This window comes from Salmonirosea aquatica, assembly GCF_009296315.1.
Classification (GTDB): Bacteria; Bacteroidota; Bacteroidia; order Cytophagales; family Spirosomataceae; genus Salmonirosea; species Salmonirosea aquatica.
Genome location: NZ_WHLY01000002.1, coordinates 2,715,100 through 2,740,000 on the forward strand (window position 1 = coordinate 2,715,100; position 24,901 = coordinate 2,740,000).

General features: G+C 49.5%; 20 protein-coding genes and 1 riboswitch. Of the genes, 11 read left to right on the top strand and 9 right to left on the bottom strand.

Going from position 1 to position 24,901, the window contains the following annotated elements:
• Positions 1-39: 39 nt before the first annotated feature.
• From GBK04_RS12425 to GBK04_RS12440, 4 genes are all read right to left on the bottom strand, one after another.
• Positions 40-3,495, bottom strand: coding sequence for an efflux RND transporter permease subunit (locus tag GBK04_RS12425; protein ID WP_152760119.1), 3,456 nt, complete (start codon positions 3,493-3,495; stop codon positions 40-42).
• A 127-nt stretch (positions 3,496-3,622) separates the two neighbouring features.
• Positions 3,623-4,759, bottom strand: a complete 1,137-nt coding sequence (locus tag GBK04_RS12430; RefSeq protein WP_152760121.1) for an efflux RND transporter periplasmic adaptor subunit — start codon at positions 4,757-4,759, stop codon at positions 3,623-3,625.
• A gap of 129 nt (positions 4,760-4,888) precedes the next feature.
• Positions 4,889-6,247: a TolC family protein gene (locus tag GBK04_RS12435; RefSeq protein ID WP_373330925.1), complete on the bottom strand. Its 1,359-nt coding sequence runs from the start codon at positions 6,245-6,247 to the stop codon at positions 4,889-4,891.
• Positions 6,244-6,864 (bottom strand): TetR/AcrR family transcriptional regulator, encoded by a 621-nt coding sequence (locus GBK04_RS12440; RefSeq protein ID WP_373330926.1) that lies wholly within the window; start codon positions 6,862-6,864, stop codon positions 6,244-6,246. Before GBK04_RS12440 ends, GBK04_RS12435 begins: the two co-directional genes overlap by 4 nt.
• A 544-nt stretch (positions 6,865-7,408) precedes the next feature.
• On the opposite strand from GBK04_RS12440, the gene GBK04_RS12445 reads away from it, so the two are divergent.
• The 3 genes from GBK04_RS12445 to GBK04_RS12450 all read left to right on the top strand — a co-directional run bounded on the left by GBK04_RS12445 (position 7,409) and on the right by GBK04_RS12450 (position 10,465).
• Positions 7,409-8,965, top strand: coding sequence for a type III PLP-dependent enzyme domain-containing protein (locus GBK04_RS12445; RefSeq protein ID WP_152760122.1), 1,557 nt, complete (start codon positions 7,409-7,411; stop codon positions 8,963-8,965).
• Between the two features lie 132 nt (positions 8,966-9,097).
• Positions 9,098-9,223 (top strand): hypothetical protein, encoded by a 126-nt coding sequence (locus GBK04_RS30595; protein ID WP_373330927.1) that lies wholly within the window; start codon positions 9,098-9,100, stop codon positions 9,221-9,223.
• Between the two features lie 69 nt (positions 9,224-9,292).
• Positions 9,293-10,465, top strand: a complete 1,173-nt coding sequence (locus GBK04_RS12450; protein WP_152760124.1) for an MFS transporter — start codon at positions 9,293-9,295, stop codon at positions 10,463-10,465.
• 5 nt (positions 10,466-10,470) lie between these two features.
• Here the strand turns inward: GBK04_RS12450 and GBK04_RS12455 are convergent, their stop codons facing one another.
• Both GBK04_RS12455 and GBK04_RS12460 read right to left on the bottom strand, forming a co-directional pair.
• Entirely contained in the window at positions 10,471-10,992 is a 522-nt protein-coding gene (locus tag GBK04_RS12455; RefSeq protein WP_152760126.1) for a D-glycero-alpha-D-manno-heptose-1,7-bisphosphate 7-phosphatase, read from the bottom strand.
• A 2-nt stretch (positions 10,993-10,994) separates the two neighbouring features.
• Complete coding sequence (locus GBK04_RS12460; RefSeq protein WP_152760128.1) at positions 10,995-11,636, bottom strand: Crp/Fnr family transcriptional regulator; 642 nt, start codon at positions 11,634-11,636, stop codon at positions 10,995-10,997.
• Between the two features lie 77 nt (positions 11,637-11,713).
• Here GBK04_RS12460 and GBK04_RS12465 point away from each other — a divergent pair, with 77 nt between their 5' ends.
• Positions 11,714-12,103: a VOC family protein gene (locus GBK04_RS12465; protein WP_152760130.1), complete on the top strand. Its 390-nt coding sequence runs from the start codon at positions 11,714-11,716 to the stop codon at positions 12,101-12,103.
• Here GBK04_RS12465 and hemE read toward each other — a convergent pair.
• Positions 12,100-13,128: a uroporphyrinogen decarboxylase gene (hemE, locus tag GBK04_RS12470; protein ID WP_152760132.1), complete on the bottom strand. Its 1,029-nt coding sequence runs from the start codon at positions 13,126-13,128 to the stop codon at positions 12,100-12,102. The genes GBK04_RS12465 and hemE overlap by 4 nt on opposite strands.
• A 174-nt stretch (positions 13,129-13,302) precedes the next feature.
• Positions 13,303-15,753, bottom strand: a complete 2,451-nt coding sequence (locus GBK04_RS12475; RefSeq protein WP_152760134.1) for a TonB-dependent receptor — start codon at positions 15,751-15,753, stop codon at positions 13,303-13,305.
• Between the two features lie 162 nt (positions 15,754-15,915).
• Positions 15,916-16,011: riboswitch (TPP riboswitch) on the bottom strand.
• A gap of 125 nt (positions 16,012-16,136) precedes the next feature.
• Between GBK04_RS12475 and GBK04_RS12480 the strand changes: the two genes are divergently transcribed.
• The 5 genes from GBK04_RS12480 to GBK04_RS12500 all read left to right on the top strand — a co-directional run bounded on the left by GBK04_RS12480 (position 16,137) and on the right by GBK04_RS12500 (position 19,223).
• Positions 16,137-17,081, top strand: coding sequence for a ring-cleaving dioxygenase (locus GBK04_RS12480; RefSeq protein WP_152760137.1), 945 nt, complete (start codon positions 16,137-16,139; stop codon positions 17,079-17,081).
• 92 nt (positions 17,082-17,173) lie between these two features.
• Positions 17,174-17,740, top strand: coding sequence for an alpha/beta hydrolase (locus GBK04_RS12485; protein ID WP_373330928.1), 567 nt, complete (start codon positions 17,174-17,176; stop codon positions 17,738-17,740).
• A 20-nt stretch (positions 17,741-17,760) separates the two neighbouring features.
• Positions 17,761-18,057: a muconolactone Delta-isomerase family protein gene (locus GBK04_RS12490; RefSeq protein WP_152760139.1), complete on the top strand. Its 297-nt coding sequence runs from the start codon at positions 17,761-17,763 to the stop codon at positions 18,055-18,057.
• A gap of 91 nt (positions 18,058-18,148) precedes the next feature.
• Entirely contained in the window at positions 18,149-18,676 is a 528-nt protein-coding gene (locus GBK04_RS30600; protein ID WP_373330929.1) for a guanyl-specific ribonuclease, read from the top strand.
• A 97-nt stretch (positions 18,677-18,773) separates the two neighbouring features.
• Positions 18,774-19,223 carry a barstar family protein gene (locus GBK04_RS12500; protein WP_373330930.1) on the top strand — a complete coding sequence of 150 codons (450 nt, stop codon included), beginning with the start codon at positions 18,774-18,776 and terminating at the stop codon, positions 19,221-19,223.
• Here GBK04_RS12500 and pnuC read toward each other — a convergent pair.
• Positions 19,220-19,840: a nicotinamide riboside transporter PnuC gene (pnuC, locus tag GBK04_RS12505; RefSeq protein ID WP_152760140.1), complete on the bottom strand. Its 621-nt coding sequence runs from the start codon at positions 19,838-19,840 to the stop codon at positions 19,220-19,222. The two genes, GBK04_RS12500 and pnuC, sit on opposite strands and share 4 nt — an antisense overlap.
• A 289-nt stretch (positions 19,841-20,129) precedes the next feature.
• On the opposite strand from pnuC, the gene mfd reads away from it, so the two are divergent.
• Positions 20,130-23,477 carry a transcription-repair coupling factor gene (gene mfd, locus GBK04_RS12510; RefSeq protein WP_152760142.1) on the top strand — a complete coding sequence of 1,116 codons (3,348 nt, stop codon included), beginning with the start codon at positions 20,130-20,132 and terminating at the stop codon, positions 23,475-23,477.
• Positions 23,478-23,620: 143 nt separating this feature from the next.
• Positions 23,621-24,877, top strand: coding sequence for a gliding motility lipoprotein GldJ (gene gldJ, locus GBK04_RS12515; RefSeq protein WP_152766067.1), 1,257 nt, complete (start codon positions 23,621-23,623; stop codon positions 24,875-24,877).
• Positions 24,878-24,901 lie beyond the last annotated feature (24 nt).

Here is a 24,901-nt window from a genome sequence, read left to right on the forward strand (position 1 = left end):
TGCTTCCATCCGGCGCTTCGCATTTAACCCAATACAACACTATACGGTTTCTACTTCCATCACCTGAGGTTGGGATTCCGTGTCTTTATTCTTGCGGAACCACTTCTCACGTACCCGCTCGTTGACGTAGTACATGCAGGGCACGATTACCAGCGTCAGTACGGTCGAGAAAATCAAGCCGAAGATAATCGTCCAGGCCAGAATGTTCCAGAATACTGCGCTATCGCCACCAATGACTACATGGGGGTCAAAGTCGCGGAAAAGGCTCACGAAGTCGATCGTCAAACCTACGGCCAACGGAATCAGCCCAAGTACGGCCGCCGAAGCGGTAAGCAATACGGGATTCAAACGAATGGCTCCGCCCTCGATAATGGCCTCACGCAGCGGGTACCCCCGGCCCCGAAGCTCGTCGATGAACTCGATGAGCAGGATACCATTTTTCACCACAATCCCCGCCAAAGCGATAATACCTACCCCCGACATGATAACCGAGAATGTCTTACCAAAGGCCATGAACCCGAGCAAAACGCCAATGAGTGACAGCACGATGGTGAAGAAAATAATGAATGGCTTCACCACGGAGTTGAACTGGGTAGCCAGAATCAGGTAAATCAATAAGATAGCGGCTCCGAACGCCCCGACCAGGAACGTCATGGACTCCTGCTGATCTTCCTGTTCGCCACCCATTTTCACGGTGTAGCCATTAGGTACCTCGATGTTGTCGACCAATTGTTGAATCTGTCCGACAATTTCGTTGGCGTTATAGCCGGGCAGTACGTCAGAACTCAGGGTGACGATGCGCTGCTGATCTTTCCGGTTGATCTGGCTGAATGTAGTGGAGTAGCTGATGTCCGCCACCGACGAGATAGGTACCTGCCGCAAAGCGCCGCCGCTATTCATATCACGGTAAACGACATTCATACTCAGCAGCCGACTGATTTGGTCGCGGTCGTCTTTTTGGAGACGTACCATGATCGGATATTCGTCTTCGGCATCACGGAATTTGGACACCTCAGTACCAAACAGTGCAGTACGAACCGCAAGGGCGATCTGCTGCGAGCTAATGCCTTCGCGTTGGGCCTTTTCACGGTCGATGTCGATCGTAATTTCAGGCTTATTAGTCACCAGGTCGGTACGAAGCTGATCGATCCCCTGAATACCAGACTGCTGCACTTTTTGCATCACTTCCTTTTCCAGTTTCTGGAGTTCGGCAAAATCGTCGCCTGTGATTTCAATCGAGATCGGCTTACCCGTAGGTGGTCCGGTGCTTTCGCGTTCTACCGATATTTCAGCGCCCGGAATATCGCCCAGAGCATCGCGGACTTTGAGCAAAATTTCCTGCGTCGAACGTCCGTCGCGCTCCTCGTTCTTCACAAAGGCTACGGTCACTTTCGATTTTTGCGGGGTAGCCGAGCGGTCGGGGTTTGAAGGATCGCCGGCGTTTTTACCCACATTGGAAATTACGGAGTTGACCATATTCATGGCATTTTCTTCCTTCAACACTGCAAACACCTTCTTCTCAATGATCTTCGTCACCGAATCCGTCACGCGGGCATCGGTACCTACCGGCAGCTTGTTATATACATACACATAGTCCGGGTCGCCGCTTGGGAAGAAAATCACCTTGGGCTGTACAATTCCCATCAGCACGAACGTGACAATCAGTAGCACGAACATGGCTGCAATGGCTCCCACCGGACGGTAGCCCTTGATAAGCCAACTGATCAGCTTGCGGTAGTTGTCGCGCAGGGCGGGCAGGAAACGATCCTGGAAAGGTACCAGGATTTTGGGTGTCAGGATGTAGTAGTTAAAAACGTACAGCAACAGAATCAACACCAGGAAGTTGCCAATGCCACGATCGATGAAGTAGCCGATAACGGCGGCAGCGCCAATAATAATCAGAGGACGACGGATGGCCTTGAAACTTTTCTTTTCGTGGGCTTCCTTGGTATCGTCATGCCGTTTCATAAAGGATACCGCAAAGACGGGGTTCATCACATACGCCACAAATAGCGACGACATCAGCGTCAGAATCAGCGTCAAAGGCAGGAATTTCATGAATTCGCCCACAATTCCCGGCCAGAACAACAGCGGGAAAAAGGGTGCGATGGTAGTAAGGGTACCCGAAAGAACGGGAATAAATACCTCGCCCGCCGCTGCTTTCACGGCTTGCTTGATGGTCCAGTCCTTATGCTGGTTAAACAGTCGGTGGGTGTTTTCAATTACCACAATGGCATCATCCACTACTAAACCGATTCCCAATAGGAATGCGAAAAGTACAATCGTGTTCAGCGTAAACGCCGTACCTACGATCGGACCAATAATAGGCATGAGTACAAAAGCCACCAATGCTGACAAGGGTACCGAAAGACCCACAAAGATGGCATCGCCCACACCCATGAAGAACATCAGAATCAGTACCACGAAAATGAAGCCCAATACTACGGTATTGACTAAGTCATGCAATTCGGCCCGGGTACGCTCCGACTGGTCGGCGGTAATCTTGATATCGAGTCCCTGAGGAAAGCGCGTTTCTTTATAGTCAGCAATAGTTTCCTCGATCTTATCAGCGGCCTCCACCAGGTTGGCCCCGGCGCGTTTGATCACGTTCAGCGTGATGACGGGCTTGTTGTCGAGACGGGCAAAGTCCTGTTGCTCCTCAAAGCTGTCACGGACATCGGCTACGTCGCCCAGACGCAAGACCGCTCCCGTACTGGTGCGGATGCGTAGGTCGGCGATCTGGCTCACGTCCGAAAACTCGCCCTTTACACGAAGCGTACGGCGTACACCATCCACGGGAAGGTCGCCGCCCGATACGTTTACGTTTTCGCCCTGTACAGCGCTCTGAATGTCGAAGAACGTCAGTCCAGCCGCCTGCATCCGTGGTAGGTCCACATTGATTTGTATTTCACGGTTCAACGCTCCTACGATGTCCACGCGGCTGATTTCGGTCATGCCTTCAATGGCATCCTGCAAATCCTCCGCGTACTGCTTCAATTGCTTTAGGGAATAGTTGCCCGCGATGTTGATGTTCATAATCGGAAATTCCGAGAAGTTTACATCCTGCGCCGTGGGGCCGGAGTCCAGTTTTTGGGGTAGGTCACGCTTGGCCTTGTCGAGGGCGTCGCGCACCCGCTGCAGTGCGTCGGATACTTCTACATCTGGATTGAATTCCACCAGAATGACGGAAACATCCTGCAAAGCGTTGGATTTGATACGCTTGACACCCGAAATGGATTTCAGCTGTTTCTCAATGGGTTTGTTCAGGGTATTTTCTACGTCGGCCGGGGCCGTACCGAAATATACGGTGTTGATATACACCTGCGGAATTTTGATGTCTGGAAACTGCTCCTTGGGCAGCGTCGAGTACACTAGCCAGCCAGCCAGGGTAATGATAAAGGTAAAAATGTAAATCGTCGTCTGATTCTCCACGCACCAGTTGGTGAAGCTCAGCGTTTTGTGATCATCCAGTTTGTGATCTTCGGCTTGTTTCATGGGTGTATTCAGTTTTGAATGAGTGATTGAGTGACTAAGAGAATGAATTGTAAATCCAGAAGTAATCGCTCACCGCACGGGCGGCCGCCTCAGGGCGCCCCGCCGTCACAATTCGCTCATTCACTCATTAAAAAATTACCGCCTGTCCATCGGCTACTTCCTGATAGCCCTGGGAAATAAGCTGATCGCCCGGTTTCAGGCCCGCCAGTATTTCCACCTGCCCGTTGTAGCTAAGTCCGGTTTTGACGGTGCGGGATTTGGCCACTTTCTTACCTCCCTCATTTTCCGCCACATAGACCACCGTACCATTCTCTGTATTTTGAACCAGATTCTGGTCAATCACTACCGCATCCTTCTTGGTAGCATCGTTTATTTGCACTTGTGCTAACATATTAGGCTTGAGCGAATTGCTCGAGGGTAGGTTTGCCTCAATGCTGAACGTCCGGCTCAAGGGATCCACCGTAGTGCTTACGAATGTGACCCGGGCTTTATATTCCTGATTCAGATCGGGGAATTTTACAATCACTTCGTCGCCCTTGCGGACACTTGCTGCATAACTGTCCGAAACCTTGGCGACAATCTTCAGGTTACTCAGGTTCACGACGCGTGCTACGGGCATACCCGGTGATGCCATTTCGCCCACTTTTGCAATCACCTGATCCACAACACCACTGATTGGTGCAACAATATTAAACTGACCCAGTTGGGTGTTGAGAGTCGATAACTTTTTCTCAAGAGCCTCCTTGTTGTTCTTGGCCTGTAGGTACTGAATTTCGGTACCGATTTTTTGTTCCCACAGGCGGGCCTGTTTTTCGTACACCGTATTGGCCAGCAAAAGCTGGTTTTGTACTTCGGCGATCGATTCCTGCATGATGCTGTTGTCTATTTTGGCCAGTGTCGCGCCTTGCCGCACGTTATCGCCTTCCTTGATATAGACCGCCGTAAGTACCCCACCTGACTTGGGGCTCACCATTACGCTGTTCTTGGCATCTACCGTTCCCTGCACTTCGACATAGTGCTTAAAATTTTCGCTCGTTACGGGCGAAACCGTTACGGCTTTGGCACGGTCTTCGCGTTTGGCAGTGGTGTCCAGTTGGGCCACTTCTGATTCCAGGGCTTTGATTTTCTGGTCAATCTCGCTTTGTTCACTTTTCAGCTTGGCCAGTTCTTCCTGTTTCCCGGCCAGGCCATCTTTCGTTTCGCCGCCACAGGCTGCTAGCAAAAGCGCGCTTAGGGCTACAATAATTATACTATTGGTTTTCATTCTTGTATAGATGTTAGATTCTGTTTTTTATTTTAATTGAATTTTGATGAAGACATTTGGCTCGCCAAGGCAACCAATAACACAATCAAATCATTTGGCAGTAGTTTGATTCCACCGACCGTTTGTCCGCTACTCTCCGCCGTATAATTCGCCCCGTGCCTTGGAAAGATCCACCTTGGCAATTAGCACATCATACAGGGCAGCGAAATAGTTGGTCTGGGCTTCTTTCAGCGATGACTCGGCGTTGATGACCTCAATGTTGGAACCTACCCCTTCTTGGTACTTGATTTTGGATACACGCACTACTTCTTGGGCCAAGTCTACGTTGCGCTGCTGGGTAGCAAGAGTCTGGAGCGAATTAGTAAGCCCAATATTAGCCTGCTGTACCTGTAAATCAATGGATTGCGAGAGCAGATTACGGCTTTGGTTCAGCTTATCCAGTGTGATTTGAGACTGTTGTAATTGGTATTTCTTGGTCAGACCATCAAAAATTGGAATCTGGATATTGAGGCCAATCGTAGAGTTGTTAAACCATTTCTGGGTGAATACGTCACTGAAATCATTACGACCGGTATTGTATCCGTAGGTAGCAAAAGCAGAAGCTGTTGGTAAATACCCCGTACGGATTCTCTTGATATCCAGTTCGGCTAGTTCGCCCTGTGTATCTAGGATCGAATACTCGATACGCTTGCTGTAATCCACAGCGTTATTGATGGGAGCAGGCAAATTGTTGGCGTCACTTTCGTCAACGATGTCCGTCAGTATGATTTGATCGGTAAGCGGCATGCCCATCTGGAATTTGAGCAGAGCATAACTCAACTCAATGAGGTTTTGTACGTTTTGCCGTTCGGTTCTGAGGTTGTTCAATTGTACTTCCAGTCGATCCACATCAATCTTTTCCACAAATCCCGCCTCGAACGTCGCCCGCGTATCGCGCATCAGCGTATCAAGCCGCTCAATGTTCAAATCCAGCACCTTGGCACGTTCTACGGCCACCTGAGCCGAATAATAAGCTTTGGTCACGGCTTCGGCTACGTTTACTTTGGATTGCGTCACGTTTTTCTGTGCCAACTGACGGTAAGTAGCGGCCGCCTGTAGACCTACGAAGTAGGACCCGCTAAAAAGGAGTTGATTGAGTGTGGCTCCCACGTTAGAAGCATAATTTACCCCAAATTGTACAGCAATCGGTGGATCGTCAGGACTACCTCCTGTAAAAACAGCGGGGAGAAAAGCCCGCTGAACGATCAGGTTATCCGTAAAGTTAAAATTGGCCGTAACCTGCGGCAGCCCCGCCGCCCTGATTTCCCCAATCCGAGCCTCGGCCGATCGGGCGTCCAGTTGCGAATTTTTAATGTTAAGGTTGGTCTTGATAGCATAGTCAACGGCGTCCTGGAGCGTATAGCTGGTCTGGGCGCGGGCGGGCATAATCCCAAGCCACCCGACCAGGATTAACAGTAGGCTTATTTGTAAAAGTGATACTCGTTTCATGGATGGTTTGATTCAATTACTGATTTGTCTACGTAGGTGTTATAAATTGTAAATCCTTTGTCGGTCAGAATACCACGTAAGAAATGGTGGATCAACTGAACATGCACATCGACCAGGCTGAATTTTTGGGGAGGGAATATCGTAGGATCAAAAGCCATTTCAATCTGCTCCACCCGCATCCGGGCCAATACGTCTACATTGATGTTTTCGCGATAGTAGCCCTTCTCGATTCCCCGTTTCAGATTTCCGCTGATTCCCTGGATGATGTGTTCGTGCTTATGCTTCTGAAATAAAATCCACGCTCTGGGATGGTATTTTTTCAAATCATGCAGCAGCACTGGGCTGATCGTTCCGAAACTAGCCTGCACATAATCTGAGGTTTTCAGAACTTCTTCAATCGGGTCGCGGGATTCCGCGCCAAGACGATCGATGTCTGTTTTCTCGCAGGCCAGTTCCTGTTCTACTACCTCTTTCACAATAGCATCCTTATCGTTGAAGTGCTGGTAAATGGTCTTCTTGGATATCCCTAGTTCCTTAGCAATGTCGTCCATGGTAATACTCTTGACGCCATAACGCCAAAACAAATCCACAGCGGTTTTTAATATTCTTTCTCTCACAGGCACAAAGTTGCAATTTTCTAAGAGAAAGAACTAGGGAAACTTTCAAAAGGTTCTGAGTTTCTCAATTTTTTATTATAACCTTTACTGCATTCTGGCTACATAACTCATGACATCTGCTTTATATGACTCATAATGAACGATTTATATAATTTTTGTTTTCTGTATATGCTTATGTTAAATTTTTGTTTACCCGTTTGATCCAAGAAGTAATAAAAAAATAAGCAAAAATTGGATTGGATTATTCCTGCTTATTTTTTGACATATCCCAGCTCATTGAGTGCCCTTTTTAGGTACCTTCTATAAGCCTATGCGAAGTCTGACAGCATCGAAGATAGGGTGGGGCACCTACCCCGGGCAATTTAAATGGGACGAACGAAACGTTTGGGGGGACGAACTTGAAGAAAAACAGGATGAAATAATAAGTAGCGGAATGATTTACAAGCGAAACACGTTTGGAAAAAGCAGGTTTTATGGACAAATTTGCACCCCTTATTCCTACTTCCTGTCAGTCATTTAACCCGTAAAGGCCCGATCCAAAAGAATGAAAAGCTACATTGACCTGATTCAGCAGACGTTTGAATTTCCAACCATGGAATTTCATGTGAACGAGGATAATGAGTTGCTGTTCAACAATGTACCCCTGATGGATATCATCAAGGAGCATGGTACACCGCTGAAAATCAACTATCTACCTAAGATTGGTGAGCATATTGAGAACGCACGGATGTTTTTCCGCAACGCCATCAAGCGCTTCAACTACAAGGGTACCTACACGTACTGCTACTGTACTAAGTCATCGCATTTCAGCTTTATCCTGGAAGAGGCCTTAAAGCACAATATTCATCTTGAAACGTCCTCTTCCTTCGATATTCCCATTATTCGTGAGTTATATCGTCGGGGCAAGGTCAGTAAGTCCACCTATATTCTGGCCAATGGCTTCAAGCGCCCGCTTTATACGCAGTACCTCAGCGAATTGATCAATGAAGGATTCAATGCGATTCCCATTCTGGATAATCTGAAAGAAATTGAGGCTTACGAGAAATCCACTACGGCCGAATCGGTTAGCTTTGGGATTCGCATCGCTACCGACGAAGAGCCGAACTTTGCCTTTTATACGTCACGCCTGGGCATTCGTTATAATGATGTAAATCAGCTCTACAAGGAGAAAATCGAGTCGAATCCGCGCTTTAAGCTCAAAATGCTTCATTTCTTCATCAACTCTGGCATTAAGGATAGCGCGTACTACTGGAGCGAACTGACCCGCTTCATGTTCAAATATTGCGAAATGCAGAAGATGTGCCCTGATCTCGACTCGATTGACATTGGCGGCGGGCTACCCATTCAGACTTCTTTGCAGACAGGCTTCGATTACCAGCAGATGATCGACGAGATCATCGAAAATGTCCAGTGGATTTGTAATAAGAACAATGTACCGGTACCTCACATTTTTACTGAGTTCGGTAGCTACACGGTTGGTGAAAGTGGGGCGGTGATCTATAAGGTGATTGATAAAAAACTCCAAAATGATAAGGAGTTGTGGTACATGATCGATGGCTCATTCATCACGCAGCTACCCGACTCGTGGGGCATGAATCAGAAGTATATCATGCTACCGATCAACAATTGGGACAATCCTTACCAGAAAGTGAACCTGGGTGGCCTGACGTGCGATTCGCAGGATTTTTATAACAGTGAAATGCACAGCTCAGATCTGTACATGCCCATCATTGGCGATGATGAGACACAGTATATCGGATTTTTCCATACGGGTGCCTACCAGGAGTCGCTGGGTGGCTACGGTGGAATCCAGCACTGCTTGATTCCCGCACCCAAGCATGTGCTGGTAGACCGGGACGCCGAAGGGCGAATCACGACGAAAGTGTTTGCCGATGAGCAGGACAGCGAGAGCATGTTGCGTATTCTGGGTTTTCGGGATGAGTCGTACGTTCGGTCAGATGACAGCGATGAAACCCAAGAAACTATTTCGGGGCGGGAAAAGGCCGATCCTGACAGTGCCGTCTCTAAGTCTATTTCACCGGGAACGTCCAAATCTGCCCAAGCGGAAGAACTAGCCGAGCTAGCCGAGTCAAAAAATTGAGTCTCAGGATATTGAAATTTGGATTCCGGACGTTGGACATTTGAAGGGTAAATTGTTTCGATAAATTTTGAGTACACTGTTTCTTTGGTAGGAATAGAAATCCTGATCTTCAACTAACTATATTTTTTTAGAATGAAAAAGTTATTCGCACTTGCTGTTCTCGGAGGTATCTTGTTTTGCTCGTCCTGTACCCGCAAGCAGTGCCCCGCCTACGGCTCCAGCCAACCCGTTGAACAACCCGTTACCCACCGGGCATAAGCCGTATAAGACTCTTTTCCTGGCACCTTTAAGCCCGGGTCATCTCTTTTTTTCTTTCCTCCCAAACGAGTGAAAGCCATTCTGCAACGCACCCTAGATCCGGTCCGCCTTATTCCGTTTTGCCTTTTCCTGATTACCCTGGCGGTCAATCTTTCCATGCCGCTGTTCCGGCCTTATGCCGCCGCCGCAGGCTTTACTAACGGCCAAACGGCACTTGTACTGGCAATTTATATTGTGGGTATGCTTCCCTGTTATGTATTCCTGGGAGGTATATCGGATGTCGTCGGGCGCAAACCCATTTTGCTCCTCAGCCTCTTTTTGGTCTTTACGGCCGATGTAGTGATTACCGTTTTTCCGAATGTATATGCCCTGGGAGTTTGTCGTTTTTTGCAGGGTATAGCGCTGGGTTTGAGCATGGGTACCGGAACGGCTTACCTGGCCGAGTATCTCTACCCGGCTCCTGACGCGGCGGTTCTGGCGGCCAATGCAACTTCACTTTCGACAGCCTTCGGATTCAGTGGCGGAGCTTTTGCTACCACCCTGGCGCTATTGGCTGCATTTACCTTTCGTCCGGTCACGTATTATTTTGCTGTTGCATTAACCTTTATAGGGCTGTTGGCTGCTTTTTCATTGCCTACTCTCAAATCGATTGGTGGTAAAATTCTGCGTTTACCCTATTTTCCAGAGGGCTGTTGGCCCATTAATCTGTCGATTGCCCTGTGTTGGGCAGCGGGAGGCATTGTCATTGCGGTGCTGCCCAGCCAGTTGGCTACCTTTGGATACACGGCCTACGCCGGCTTCTGCCTGGTATTGGTCAATTGGACCGGGGCATTTCTGCAACCCCGGATTCGTCGGAATTTCCATCCGGCGACCTCGCTCCGTATTGGTTTCATACTTCTGCCCCTGGGCATGGGTTTGGTGGTTTTGGGCAGCTACCTGACCCACATTATGATCATTCTTGCGGGCTCGGCCGTCATTGGCTCTGCTGCGTACGGATTCAGCTATCAGGGTGGGTTGGCTTTGATTTCGCAACTGGGAGGTGTCCAAAGGGCGCGTGCCGTGGCGGGGTATATGTTCACGGGTTATGTGGGATTCGGAATTCCGGCCATTGGGGTAGGGTACCTGGCTGATGCATTCGGATTGGTGAATGGGTTGGTGGCCTTTGAGGTGGCAGTGGTGGCGCTGAGTGTGTATTTGTACTTGATTTTTCGGGTAAAAAAAGCATCCTTATCTACCCTGTAAAGCTTTCAGCATTGATTTCGCAGAATAAAATCTGCGGCCTCCCGTAAATCCTGCGCCTGAAAATCACCAAAATCTTCGCCTGCTCCTTTTTTTCCAGTGAAAATCGTTCTGACTCCTGCCTTCCGGCCAGCTTGCACGTCAGAAATTTTATCACCGATCATCCACGATTGTGTCGGATCGATGCCATGTTTAGCGATAGCTTTCTCAATCATTAGCGAATCGGGTTTTCGGCGCAACGAGCGGGACGAGTGCTCGGGATGATGGGACGAAAAATACAGATCGTCGAGTACCGTACCGCTCATGTGCTGTAGAAGTTCATGTACTGCCCGCACTTCGGCGGGACCGTACTCTTTCTTGGCGATCCCCGCCTGATTGGTGATCACAATAAGTAGGTACCCCGCTTCTTTAAGTCTCTTCAAAGCCACTGCAACTCCATCTATCAATACCACGTCTTCAGGTAAATAGGTATAGTACTTAGTGTCGGTATTCAATACCCCATCCCGGTCCAGGAAAATGCATTTTTTCATCGTCATCTGGTCAATAGTTCGACGCGGTTGCGTCCCAGACGCACGCGTCCGATTTTTTCCAATTGTTTTAGCAGGCGGGATACGACTTCCCGCGAGGTACCCAGCTCCTGCGCAATTTCCTCATGGGTAGTTTCCAAAGTACTGGAAGCGGTCCGTTGTATTTTTTGCTGTAAGTAATGCCAAAGTCGTTCGTCCATTTTTTGGAAAGCTACCCCATCGATCGTTTTCAGCAGGTCGTCGAAGCGGCGCTGGTACGTCTCAAACACGAAGGCTCGCCAGGTAGGGTACCTCACAATCCACTCCTCCACGCTTTGCACGGGAAGCAGCACCATTTCGGTAGTTTCTTCGGCCACTGCGCGTATCTCGCTACGCCGGGCGTTGAGGCAACAGGTTAGCGACATAGCACACGACTCGCCGCTTCCCAGGTAATACATCAGAATTTCCCGTCCGTCCTCATCGGTGCGCAGGATTTTGATGGTACCATTCAGAATGATGGGGATGGATCGGATATATGCCCCCGGTGTCATGAGGGTACCCCCTTCTTCCATACGTGAGTAGTGACCTTTTTCGGCCAATTCACTGACGAGTGCAGGTTCAAATTTCCCCTGAAATTTTTCGATATAAAACTCGACGGGCTGCTGCATAAGTAATGGATTTGTCAGAAAAGCCAAGCTTTTGTACCTTCCTTCTCGTTTGTTTGCAAAGATGCACTTTCTTGAATATGGAATTTACTCAAATAAAAGAAACCTGCCTGTATGTACATGATCTGGAAACGACCCGTGCCTTCTACGCCCATCAGCTCGGCCTGGAAGTGATTGCGCTTGTAGAGGGTAGCCACGTGTTTTTCCGGGCGGGCAGTTCAGTGCTGCTATGCTTCCTGCCCGAGGTTTCGCGGATCAAGCAGTCGCCCCCGCCGCACTATGGTTCCGGCAAACTGCATCTGGCTTTTGAGGCGCCCGCTGGGCAGTATGAAAACTATTTGCAGGAAATTCAGCACAAAGGCATCGATGTCTATCATCACGAAACCTGGGCGCGGGGTACCCGTTCATTCTATTTCGATGACCCCGACGGTCACGTGCTGGAAATCCTGGAAACGGGTGTGTGGGATTAAACCTGCGAAAACTCCTTAATTGCCTCGATAAAGCAACGAACATTTTCGGGCGGGGTATCGGGGTACACCCCATGACCCAGGTTAGCAATGTAACGCTGCGTTCCGAAAGCATCGACCATTTTCTTTACTTCGTTGCGAATCTGATCATAGGTACCATACAGCGCGCAGGGATCGAGGTTGCCTTGCAGGGTTTTATTTGGAATCAATTCCCGCGATTCGAGAATATCCATATTCCAGTCCAAGCCTACCACCGAACACGCCAATTGCCCAATTTCCTGCCGGGCAAAGTACGCGCCCTTGGCAAAAACCGTCACGGGTACTTCTAAAATAGCATCGCAGATTTGCTTTATATAAGGTAATGAAAAGACCCGGTACTGCTCGGGCGAAAGAATACCCGCCCAGGAGTCAAATACCTGCACCAAATCGGCCCCGGCTACTGTCTGAGCTTTGAGGTAGGCAATGGTACTGTCGGTGATTTTTTGAAGTAAGGCGTGAGAAAATTCAGGATCGGTGTAGAGTAGTTTCTTGGCAATAGAAAAGGTTTTGGACCCTTTGCCTTCCGTCATATAGCAGAAAATGGTGAACGGTGCCCCGGCAAAACCAATAAGGGGTACCCTACCATTCAGCTCGCGCTTTACAATCTTCAGAGCATCCAGCACGTACCCCAAATCCGCTTCCGGGTCGGCTACGCGCAGACTTTCTAAATCCTGCCTAGTACGAACGGTACGCGGAAACACCGGACCACGCTTCTCCACCATTTCATAAGGTAGCCCCATACCTTCTGGAATGACAAGAATGTCGGAAAAGATAATGGCTGCATCTACGCCCAGAATATCCACGGGCTGAATCGTGACCTCGGCGGCCAGCTCAGGCGTAGTCGCCAGGGTTATAAAACTCCCGGCCTGCTCGCGCACAGCACGGTACTCGGGCAGGATACGGCCCGCTTGCCGCATAGTCCATACGGGCGTCCGCTCCACTTGTTCGCCCCGCGCGGCGCGGAGCAGAAGATCGTTCTGTAATTTCATGGAGCAAAGGTAGGGAACGGAGCCTTATCAGGCTTTCAATTCATAAGCAAAACAACCCAAAATCTTGCAATCTGAAAGTATGAGTTTCAGATTGCAAGAAAACCAGCCTTAAATCGTGTCCTATGTAAGTTTGTCCTAGCTACTTTGAACTTTGCGGAGGTACCTTATCCCTTTCTAAAACTTCAAATTCAACCCCACCAGAAAATTCCGCCCCGCCTGCGGGTAGTAGAAATTCTCCTGGATCCGACCGCCGTAGATGTACCCATAGGTGTAGCCGTTGGAAGAATAGGTTTCGTCCAGGATATTGTTAAAGAGCGCGGTGACGCTGATTTGCTTCGCCCAGCGGGGCGTGAGCGTCCAGATCAAACGAATATCATTGGTCAGATAGGCGTCGAGGGTACGGTCTTCGCTGGACGTATTGTCAAGGTACTGCTTGCCGACATACTTGGTCAGTAGCGCCAACTCTACATTTTTAACGGGGGTATAGGTCAACTGACTTCCCACAATCACATTGGGCGAAAACGAAATATCCGTCTTGCCGTGCTTGATTTCCTGGTACCCGCCGTTGTCGTAATCCACGACGTACTCCGTAAAATTCGCAATCTTGTTCTGGCTGAACGTCGCATTGGCATTCCATTTCCAGCTTCGGTTCAGGGCGATGCCGCCTTCCAGTTCGATGCCCATGCGGTAACTCTTCGGTACATTGACCCGGATGGAGTTGCCCACATCGTTGACCTGCCCCGTCAGTACCAGCTGATTTTTGTAATCCATGAAATAGTAATTGGCCGAAAACGCCAACCGGGTACTTTGAGTACGGAAGCCTGCTTCCAGATCGCGCAGCATTTCGGGTTCTGGTCGAATTTGCGTCGTGGATTCGGTAAAATCATCGCGGTTGGGCTCGCGGTGACCAATACTATACGATGCATAGGCCGTGCTGCGCTCCGATAGCTGGTAGTTCAGTCCGGCTTTGGGATTGAAGAAGGTGAAGGATTTGTCAAAATCAAATTGATTGCCCGAATTTTCTTCCCCCAAAATAGTATGACCTACCTGCCGAATCTGCGCATCGGCAAAGGCATTGAGTCGATCGGTGAATTGGTAGTACACCTTGGCGTACAGATTGAAGTCAGTTTTGATACCACTATTCGTATAGTACCGCTGCCGGATGCTGCTGTTGCCCGCGTACCGCGCCCAGATTACCTCACCGTAATGGTCACCGTCGTACTTGTTGAGGCCACCGCCAAAATTGGCCGTAACTTTCTTGAAACTATTGTAATCCAGCGAGAAGGTAGTCCCGTAGAAATAGTTGTCCAGCCAGCGGCGGCGGATCAGGTCGGTGGTGGTGATGGTGTCGTTGCCTACCACTACATTCGGGATTTTATAATTTTCCAGATCGTCATCGTCGCGGTACTGCTCATAATAGCCCAGACCGCGTACCAGAAATCCGTTCAGATTCAGTGTCAGGTACTTGTTGAGCGTATGGGACGATACCAGCTGGTAATGGTCCTGCTTGTAATTGTCTACTTCGTTGTCGTAGGTGTAGTAGTTGTAGGTGCGGCTATCCGAATTCAGCAGATTCTGTGCATCGCGATCGTTGAGGCCGTTTCGGTCGATGTAGGCCAGCATCCCCTCGCGATCACCGTTCACCCGTGATTCCGGGCTGCCATTCCACGACTGGTAGGTCACTTCCTTACCCGAGAAGACGTTGAGTCGTACGAAGCTTTTCTTGCCAAAGTACCCGCCCGACAAATAATACGAGCGCAGATCACTGCTGGCGCGATCGACAAAACCGTCCGATGCTACCTGCGAAAGCCGGGCATCTACCGTAAATTTACCGTTTAGCAGGCCTGAGCCTACCTTGACGGTGTGCTTGCGTGTATTGAACGAACCGTAGGAATTCAGCAGTTCGGCATAGGCTTCACGGCGAAATTCGTTGGTACTTACGTTCACCGTGGCCCCGAAAGCCCCGGCGCCATTGGTAGAGGTACCTACGCCCCGCTGGATTTGAATACTGCTGACCGACGAGGCGAAATCGGGCATATTGACCCAGAAAACACCCTGGCTTTCGGCATCGTTGTAGGGGATACCATTGACCGTCACATTAATGCGTGTGGCATCGGTACCCCGGATGCGAATACCCGTGTAGCCCACACCCGCTCCGGCGTCGCTGGTACTTACCAGTGATGGTGTGAAGTTGAGCAACACCGGAATATCCTGGCCCAGATTCTGCTTTTCAATGGCTTCGGCGCTCACGTTGGAATAAGCCATGCCGGTACGGTCCGTCACTCGGGTAGCGCTGACAATAACCTCGTCGGCATTGAAAACCGAACGTTGTAGTAAAATGACGGAGTTTTCAGGAAAATTCTGAAGGGGAATTTTTTTTGTTTCAAAACCAATAAATGAGATTTCGAGGTTGTCTATGCTTTCAGAAACATTAGAAAGCACAAACCGTCCGTCGGCATTGGTCGTGGTACCCTGGTAGGTTCCAGCCCGGACGCTGGCACCGGGCAGGGGTGTGCCGTCTTCGGCGTCTTTGACTTGCCCGCTGTAAGTTTGCTGGGCATGAATTGTGATACTGTACCCAAAGTAAAGGGTACAAATCAAAAGATAGGTCGTAACTTTTCGCATGGCGAAGAATAGTTAACGATAGGCTAGGGGCCAAACCCATCTTGGGTTATATACAATGAAATTGAGCGCTCCCCAGTCGTCGGAATTTTATTTCATCAGGAAAGCAGATAATTGAGAAAGGTACCTTTTCTTGCTTATCGCCTGCACAATGGGTTCCGACAGCTTGGGTTTTCGTCTCTTCCCTTCGCCGGCATTACCCGGATCAGGTTCTATGGGTATGATCTCAGCCCGTTCGGTAGGGCACCCCTTATGAGATTTATGGGGCAAAGGTAGGTCAGGGAGATGTAATTTCTAATGCCAGCGACAAAAAATTCGAGATGAAACTTTTTATTTTATTTTAATGTATATACATTAAATGTTATTACATATAAATTCATAAAATCATGACTCCTTTAATCAACGGCCTCCACCATGTCACGGCACTGGCTAGTGACGCTCAACGCAATGTAGATTTCTACGTAGGTATCCTGGGCCTCAGGATGGTTAAAAAAACGGTCAATTTTGATGCGCCGGATGTCTACCATCTTTACTATGGCGATGAAACAGGCTCGCCGGGTACCATCCTGACGTTTTTCCCTTATGCGGGATTGCAACGAGGCCGTAAAGGCGGCGGACAGCTGACCTATACCGCTTTTTCTATTCCTACGGCTTCTCTAAGCTACTGGATGGATCGTTTGACGCAGTTTAATATTCCATTTGCGGGACCATACCGCCGCTTCGATGAAAACTACCTGCGCTTCGAGGATTATGACGGCATGGGCGTTGAGTTGGTAGCGACTGCACAGGATACCCGCCCCGGCTGGGATAATGGCAAGATACCGGTGGAGTACGCCGTACGTGGTTTTCATACGGTTTCGCTGAACGAATTCAATATCGATCGCACGGTGGCATTGCTCACCAATCCCATGCAACACACCCTGGTTGCGGAAGAAAACGGTGTTTTCCGGTTCCAGGTTGGTGCGGGTGGACCGGGTAATTTTGTGGATGTGGTTCACACACCCAAAGACGTGCGGGCTTTGCAGGGTGCGGGATCGGTACATCACGTGGCTTTTGCCACTGATTCCGATGACAGCCAGTTGGAAATTCGGGAGCAGCTATTGTCGACGGGTTATCAGCCAACTGGTGTATTAGACCGCCAATATTTCCACAGTATCTATTACCGCGAGCCGGGAGGTATCCTATTCGAGATCGCCACTAACCCACCGGGATTCGCGGTAGACGAAGCCGTGGATTCTCTAGGTACGTCACTCAAACTACCCGAATGGTATGAACCCAGGCGCGCCAAAATTGAAGCGGAATTACCTGCTTTGGTGACAGAGGAAAAATAATTTAAAACCTTAGAAATCATGAATCTACAACATAATCCCGCTTCTGTTACTACCCGAGGTACCCCCTGGAAAAGGCCCGCAAAGTAGTGGTTATGATGCATGGCCGTGGCTCGAGTGCTCAGGATATTCTGTCGTTGGCCGACTATATCGAGCACGACAGTATCGCCTTTGTCGCCCCACAGGCTAGTCAGGGTACCTGGTACCCCTATTCTTTTCTGGCCCCCATCGAACAGAACGAGCCCGGACTTTCCTCCGCGCTCAATGTGGTTGAAAGCATCGTAGCGCAGCTCCATGACCAATCGGGCTTTGCCTATGAGGACATTTATTTATTGGGATTTTCGCAGGGAGCCTGTCTGACCCTGGAATACGTTGCCCGCCATCCCCGGCGCTTCGGTGGAGTTTTTGGGTTGAGCGGAGGATTAATCGGTCCGGAAGGAATGCTGCCCCGGTACGAAGGAGATATGGCACAGACCCCGGTTTTTCTGGGATGTAGCGATGTGGATTTTCACATTCCCAAAGAGCGGGTTCTTGAATCGGAACGTATATTCACGGCGCTAAAGGCAAACGTTCAGACAAAACTTTACAAAAATTTTGGCCATACGGTCAACGATGATGAGCTGATTGTTGTTAACAGGGTAATTGCCTCCGCTAATTTTTGACCATTAACCCACCATCCAGTATGAGCCAATTCATGGTAGAGATACAACTTCCGGCCATTATGACCGAAGAATTTGTGAGCAAAGTGCCCGCCCAGCGGCAAATGGTCAACGACCTGATGGAGCAGGGGACACTCATGTCCTACGCCCTGACGGCCGACCGTACTAAACTGTGGTGTGTGGTAAAAGCAGAAAGTGAGATCGAAGTGATGAGTATTGTTTCGGATTTTCCCCTTATTGATTATATGAGCCCCACGATTTCGGAACTGATGTTCAACAACGTAGTGGCTTTGCGCCTACCTCTTTTTTCCTTAAACTAAGCCATCAGACGCTTAATGAGTAATGAAACCCTTCCTATAATCTACAGGAAGGGTTTTTTGTGGGTTATTTTTTCAAACAAAACAGAATGGAATGCCTAACTTAAAAAAACATGGTTTCTTCCGTCTACTGGGGCGACTGACGATACTGATCGCCTTGGGCCTGGTAGGTTGTCGCTCCAATTCGGATAGTAATACCCAGGAAGAACCCGCTGGAATCGCCAAAGCCATTGCTTCAGACACTGCTACCCCAACTCCGATTCAGCCTCCCACTCAACCGGATACCATAGCCGTGAAGGCACCCGCTATGCGTACCACCACGCAGGAAACCATACCTTCAAAGGTTAGGGAGGTACTCAATTACGTACGTGAGCATGACCGCGCTCCGGCGGGGTACGTAGGTGGACGTCCGTTTGGCAATTATGAGAATCTGTTGCCCAAGACTACCGCCCAGGGAAAGCCCATCAAGTATCGGGAATGGGATGTGGATCCAAAGAAAGCGGACCAAAATCGCGGAGCCGAGCGGCTTGTGACGGGCTCGGATGGCCGGGCCTGGTATACGCGCGACCATTACAATTCTTTTGTGGAAGTAAAGGCCAAAGCAGCCCTGTTGGAACAATAAGCTGTTTTTTTATCTTTTGATTACAGGTTTCAAAAGCTCGTATATAGCCAGGCTATCCTTTTAGTTTTAAGTTTTAATCCAAACCATCGACTTTTTCGTGAAAAATACTCATTTCCTCTTTATTGCGCCGGGCGTCGATCCGGCAGCAGCCTTTCCGGGCTGGCGTCTGGCCCAAATCGAGGGCGCACAGGCTAAAACGACGAAGGCTTTCTACAGTCAGATAGCCGAAGCACTCGATTTTCCGGATTATTTCGGGCACAACCTGGATTCACTGGACGAACTACTCAATGATTTGCAGTGGATTAAGGAGGACAAAATCGTCCTTTTCATTCAGGATAGTGCCGCCTGGCTATCGGCTGAAAAATCCGACGACAAACTAACTACCCTTATCGATCTGCTGGAGGCTACCGCCGAAGATTGGAAATGGCTCGATGAGGACGAGGAAAACGACCTGGCAAAAAAGGAATTGCGTATCCTTTTTGAGGATAGTCCTCGTATTCGTACACTGCTCGAAGAACAGGAAATCCCGTTTGGCGTGGTAGGCTAGCGTATTTCAGGGTTAGCGGCTACCAAAGCCCGGCGCCATTGCAAGTACCCCATCACCGCCAGCCCTAGAAAAACGGCGTACAGCAAGGCCGTTAAGTGCAAGTCTTTATAGATGTACATACCTACATAGCAGGCGTCCGCTATGATCCACACCAGCCAGTTTTCGAGGTACTTGCGGGCCATCATCCACTGGCCGAGCAGACTGGCCGCCGTCAGAGCGGAATCTACATAGCTCAGGCTGGCGTCTGTATAGCGATTAAGTAGAAATCCCCAGGCCGCTGTAGCCATCAAGAAAAGGAGTATGAAAAGACCGTAGAGTTTGGCAGGCGTTCGGGCTACTGGTAGGGCCTGATGGTTTTTGCCCCCGTAGAGCCACATCCACCAGCCGTAGATACTTGTGACGAAATAATACCCCTGTAAGCTCATGTCGGCGTACAGGCGCGCTTCCAGAAACACGAAGGCATATAATATTGCATTGATAATTCCGAAAAACCAGCCCCACACGTTCTGCTGTGTGTTGAGGTACACACAAACAGCACCCGTCACGAAGCCCAGGATTTCGAGAGGGGTAGTTACGAATGACGCTATTTCCCAGGATTGATTTAACCAGTCGATCATAGTTGTCGCAAACTTGTCATGCGTTGAAGCCCGGACTGTGGTATCTTGTTTGAAAGAAACTTACTGAAGACGGGCGATATGACCGTTCTGCTTTTTCAGATGCAACAAATGTAGGAAAAGTGGTGTTATACGAACTGCCGACGAGGGTTTTCGCCTTCGACGGCTTTTTGCGTTTTGAAAAATTGGCTTTTATTTGATAAAAATTACGTGGGCGAAAGCATTCCGGGTACCCTGATTCTCAACGATTGTACTTTGTTTTCTCCCATTCACTCACTCACTCAAGCATTCATTGGAAGTAAAAGATCTTCTAACCCTATACGGCAGCGATAGCTACGTACAGCTCCTCGCCAGCCAAATCCAACATCCGTCCACCGACGACCGTGTACAAATAAAGGGATTGGTCGGTAGCCTCGACGCCGTAGTAGCCGCCGCACTGCAGCGCCGCCAAGGTACCCATCTATCGCTTTATGTACTCAGCGACCGCGATGAGGCGGCCTATTTTCAGAATGACTTGCAAAGCCTGCTCGGCGCGGAGGATATCCTGTTTTATCCTACTTCCTACAAGCGTCCTTACCAGTACGAAGAAACGGATAACGCCAGTGTGCTGATGCGCGCCGAAATCCTGAATAAGCTCAACGTAGCCAAGGTACCCCCGTTACAAATCGTAACCTACCCCGAGGCTCTTTTCGAAAAGGTGATCAATAAACGGTCGCTGCTGGCGAACACTTTCACGGTGAAGGTAGGTGAAAAGCTCGATCCAAGTTTTCTGACGGAATTTCTGCACGAGTACGGTTTCGAAATGACCGATTTTGTGTTCGAGGCCGGCCAGTTTTCGTTACGCGGCGGTATCGTGGATGTGTATTCCTACGCCAGTGAGTACCCCTTTCGCATCGAATTGTTTGGTGATGAGGTCGAGAGCCTGCGCTCGTTCGACCCCGAAACCCAGCTGTCTGTGGAGTCAGTCAGACAAATCAATATTGTCCCGGACATCCAGCAAAAACTGGAATTCGAATCGCGGGAATCCTTCCTCAGTTTCTTACCCGAAACGGCCATACTGTGGTTCAAGGACGTCGAGTTGACGCTGGAAATTATTGAAAAATCATTTGAAAAAGCGGAACAGGCCCTGGCGCAAGTGACAGGCGGCGGTGTCCAAGTGGTTTCGAATCCGGATGCCCTGTACGAAACGCGGCGCGGTTTTCTCAATCGGATCAAAACCTTCAAGACCGTGGAATTCGGGCGGCGGTTTTATTTCAAGAACGAAAACAAAATTCAGTACAGCTCGCGTCCGCAGCCTTCGTTTAACAAAGACTTCAACCGGCTCATTGAAAACCTGACCGAAAACCAGGCGCAGGGGTACCTTAGCCTCATCGCCGCCGAACAGCCCAAACAACTCGATCGCTTGGAGCGCGTCTTCGAGGACATCGATCCCAACGTCAAGTTCCGCCCACTGAACATCGCTTTACGGGAAGGCTTTATCGATGAGCAGCTCAAACTGGTCTGCTACACCGACCACCAGATTTTCGCGCGCTACCATAAATATAAGCTCAAGGTAAAATTCAACAAGTCGAAGGCGATTACGCTGAAAGACCTGAAAACCCTGCAACCCGGCGATTTTGTCACACACGTGGACTACGGCATCGGACGGTTTGCGGGCATGGAAAAACAGGAGGTCAACGGTCAGGAACAGGATGCCGTGCGGCTGGTATACCGCGACAACGATCTGCTGTATGTGAGCGTGCATAACCTGCACAAAATTGCCAAGTACACCGGTAAGGAAGGTACCCCTCCGGCCATGAGCAAGCTCGGTTCGGGCGAGTGGGACGCTAAGAAAAGCCGCGTCAAGAAGCAACTCAAAGACATTGCCCACGAGCTGATTGCCCTCTACGCCAAGCGGCGCGAAGCGCCCGGCTTTTCCTTTGGTCACGACAATTTCATGCAGGCCGAACTCGAATCGTCTTTTCTTTACGAAGATACCCCCGACCAGGCCAAAGCTACCAACGATGTGAAGGACGACATGGAAAAATCGCACCCGATGGACCGGCTGGTGTGCGGCGATGTGGGTTTTGGCAAAACCGAGGTAGCTATCCGCGCGGCCTTCAAGGCGGTCTGCGATAGCAAGCAGGTAGCCGTCCTGGTACCTACGACCATTCTGGCGATGCAGCATTACAAGACCTTTTGTGAGCGGCTGGCCGATTTTCCGGCCAGGGTAGGGTACATCAATCGTTTCAAGAGCAGCAAGGAAATTAAAGATACGTTGAAAGAAGTGGCCGAAGGCCGAATCGATATCCTGATTGGTACCCACCGGATCTTGAATAAGGACGTGAAGTTCAAGGACCTGGGCCTCCTCATCGTGGATGAAGAGCAGAAGTTTGGGGTAAAGGCTAAGGATCGGTTGAAGGAAATGCGGGTGAATGTGGACGTACTTACGCTGACGGCTACGCCTATTCCGCGTACCCTGCACTTCTCGCTCATGGGTGCCCGTGACTTATCCGTCATCGCCACACCGCCGCCCAATCGGCAACCCGTCACGACGGAGGTACATTCGTTCAGCGAGGAATTCATTCGTGATGCCGTCAGTTTCGAACTCCAGCGCGGCGGTCAGGTTTTCTTCGTTCATAATCGCGTCAGCGACATTGAGTCCATTGGCAACATCATCTTGCGACTGGTACCTGAAGCCCGCATCGGGGTAGCGCACGGACAAATGGAGGGTGATCGCCTCGAGCGCGTGATGATGCGCTTCATCGAAGGCGATTATGACGTACTGGTTTCGACCAATATCATCGAGTCGGGCATCGATATTCCTAATGCCAATACCATTATCATTAATTCCGCCCATATGTTCGGGTTATCCGATCTGCACCAGATGCGGGGTAGGGTAGGGCGTTCTAACCGGAAGGCTTTTTGCTATCTGTTGACACCGGCTATTTCTACGCTTACCAGCGATTCACGCAAGCGTTTGCAGACGTTGGAAGAGTTCTCAGAGCTCGGTGACGGTTTCAAAGTCGCGATGCGCGACCTCGACATCCGGGGTGCTGGTAATTTGCTGGGAGCCGAGCAAAGTGGCTTTGTAAATGATCTGGGCTATGAGCTTTACCATAAAATGCTCGACGAGGCCGTGAAGGAGCTAAAAGAAAACGAATTTAAAGATTTATTCGCCACCGCGTTGGGGGTACCTCAGGACCTGCTGCCCGATTGCCAGATTGAAACTGATTTGGCTACTTTGATCCCCGAAGCTTATGTAAAGAATATTTCGGAAAGGTTGTCGTTATATACCCGCCTGGATAACCTGAAAGGCGAAGATGAGTTGACAGCCTTCGAAACGGAACTCAGTGACCGTTTTGGTACTTTACCCCTTGAAGTTCAGAATCTTTTGAAGACGGTACGTCTGCGTCTGGCCGCAGAAAACCTTCATTTCGAAAAACTGACTTTGAAAAACAATACCATGAAAGGATACTTCGTTTCTTCCCAGAACGATCGATTCTTTCAGTCGCCGCGGTTTGGCAAAGTCATTGAATACATTCAGAACAATCCCAAACGGACGGCTTTGAAAGATAATAAAGGAAAACTCTCTCTTTCCTGGCAGGAAGTAAAAACCCTCGACGAAGCTTTACGTATATTGGATGAATTGAATAAGTAATACAAGCCGGTCAAGTAGTTCATTGGTAGCAGGATATGAGAAAATCCGGAATCCAGTATCTAATATCCATCATCTTTTTACCTTTGCAAACCTTAATCCATTTGAGTCTTTATAAATTAAGCCACTTTAAAGCAATGATTTTCATGCGTAGTATGGGTATTCGAACGCTGGCCTTAGTGCTGATGGTGCTGGTGGTAGCCAGTTCGTGTAAGAAGAAAAATCCGACCAGCCTCAAACCGGGAAAAACCAGTTCTAAGACGGGTTTGGCCTACAACGGAGAGGATGGATTTGAAGTGAAGCAGTACAAAGCCCTTCCCGCTGGACCTGATTTGGTATTCATCGAAGGAGGCCGTTTCACTATGGGCTCTCTCGAGGAGGACGTCATGGGTACCCGCGACAACCTGGAGCGTACCGTGAGTATTCAGTCCTTTTATATGGACGAAACTGAGGTGGCCAATGTCCACTATCTGGAATATCTTAATGCCGTACAGCGCGATTCTTCCGAGGAATTCTACCGTCGGGCGCTTCCAGATACCAATGTTTGGTTCAACGAGTTGTCGTTTAACGATTCGTATGTTACGATGTACCTTCGCCACCCTGGCTTCCGGTTGTATCCGGTGGTTGGCGTGACATGGGGGCAGGCAACGGACTATTGCACTTGGCGTACTGACGCTGTAAGCCAATCGATGTCGGCCAAAGGTACTTCTGCAGGTACTAAGAAAAAGGGAATTTCCTTAGGTAAGAAAAAGAAGGCTGCCCAGGCTGAGGTGGCTACTGCCGCTTCTCCGTCCAGCATGTCAGTCGAAAGTGGCTATGTATTGCCTCCCTACCGCCTTCCTACCGAAGCTGAATGGGAGTATGCGGCAAAAGGTATGATTGGTACCCAATATGCTGATGAGAACCAATCCAACCAACGGATTTATCCCTGGGATGGCTCTACGTTGCGTCAGCCCCGTGGCAAAAGCAAAGGTACCATGCTAGCCAACTTTAAGCGTGGAAAGGGTGACTATGCCGGTATCGCCGGACGTTCAAACGACGGAGCAATCATTACTCAGGAAATACGCTCTTATCCGGCCAATGACTACGGTTTATACGACATGGCAGGTAACGTAAATGAATGGGTACAGGACGTATATCGTCCCCTTTCTTACATGGATTTCAACGACCTGAATTCCCTGCGTCGTGACGGTTATCAGGATGAGGCCAAGAATTACGATTCCAAAAACAGCAATTCATTGATCAGTGATAAAGTCCGGGTGTACAAAGGAGGTTCCTGGGCTGACGTAGCTTATTGGATGTCGCCCGGTACGCGTCGTTTTATGGAGCAGGATTCAGCCACCTCTACGGTTGGTTTCCGTTGCGCTATGATTGCTACCGGTAGCACAGGCAAGCCAAGATAACATTTCAAAATATAGGAAGGAATT

Coding starts and splice junctions, on each gene's coding strand:
- pnuC (WP_152760140.1), bottom strand. CDS start 19,840: ATGATCGACTGGTTAAATCAATCCTGGGAAATAGCGTCATTCGTAACT.
- GBK04_RS12460 (WP_152760128.1), bottom strand. CDS start 11,636: ATGCAGCAGCCCGTCGAGTTTTATATCGAAAAATTTCAGGGGAAATTT.
- GBK04_RS12475 (WP_152760134.1), bottom strand. CDS start 15,753: ATGCGAAAAGTTACGACCTATCTTTTGATTTGTACCCTTTACTTTGGG.
- GBK04_RS12485 (WP_373330928.1), top strand. CDS start 17,174: ATGATGCATGGCCGTGGCTCGAGTGCTCAGGATATTCTGTCGTTGGCC.
- GBK04_RS12435 (WP_373330925.1), bottom strand. CDS start 6,247: ATGAAACGAGTATCACTTTTACAAATAAGCCTACTGTTAATCCTGGTC.
- GBK04_RS12445 (WP_152760122.1), top strand. CDS start 7,409: ATGAAAAGCTACATTGACCTGATTCAGCAGACGTTTGAATTTCCAACC.
- GBK04_RS12455 (WP_152760126.1), bottom strand. CDS start 10,992: ATGAAAAAATGCATTTTCCTGGACCGGGATGGGGTATTGAATACCGAC.
- GBK04_RS12465 (WP_152760130.1), top strand. CDS start 11,714: ATGGAATTTACTCAAATAAAAGAAACCTGCCTGTATGTACATGATCTG.
- GBK04_RS12490 (WP_152760139.1), top strand. CDS start 17,761: ATGAGCCAATTCATGGTAGAGATACAACTTCCGGCCATTATGACCGAA.
- GBK04_RS12430 (WP_152760121.1), bottom strand. CDS start 4,759: ATGAAAACCAATAGTATAATTATTGTAGCCCTAAGCGCGCTTTTGCTA.
- hemE (WP_152760132.1), bottom strand. CDS start 13,128: ATGAAATTACAGAACGATCTTCTGCTCCGCGCCGCGCGGGGCGAACAA.
- GBK04_RS30600 (WP_373330929.1), top strand. CDS start 18,149: ATGCCTAACTTAAAAAAACATGGTTTCTTCCGTCTACTGGGGCGACTG.
- GBK04_RS30595 (WP_373330927.1), top strand. CDS start 9,098: ATGAAAAAGTTATTCGCACTTGCTGTTCTCGGAGGTATCTTGTTTTGC.
- GBK04_RS12480 (WP_152760137.1), top strand. CDS start 16,137: ATGACTCCTTTAATCAACGGCCTCCACCATGTCACGGCACTGGCTAGT.
- gldJ (WP_152766067.1), top strand. CDS start 23,621: ATGCGTAGTATGGGTATTCGAACGCTGGCCTTAGTGCTGATGGTGCTG.
- GBK04_RS12425 (WP_152760119.1), bottom strand. CDS start 3,495: ATGAAACAAGCCGAAGATCACAAACTGGATGATCACAAAACGCTGAGC.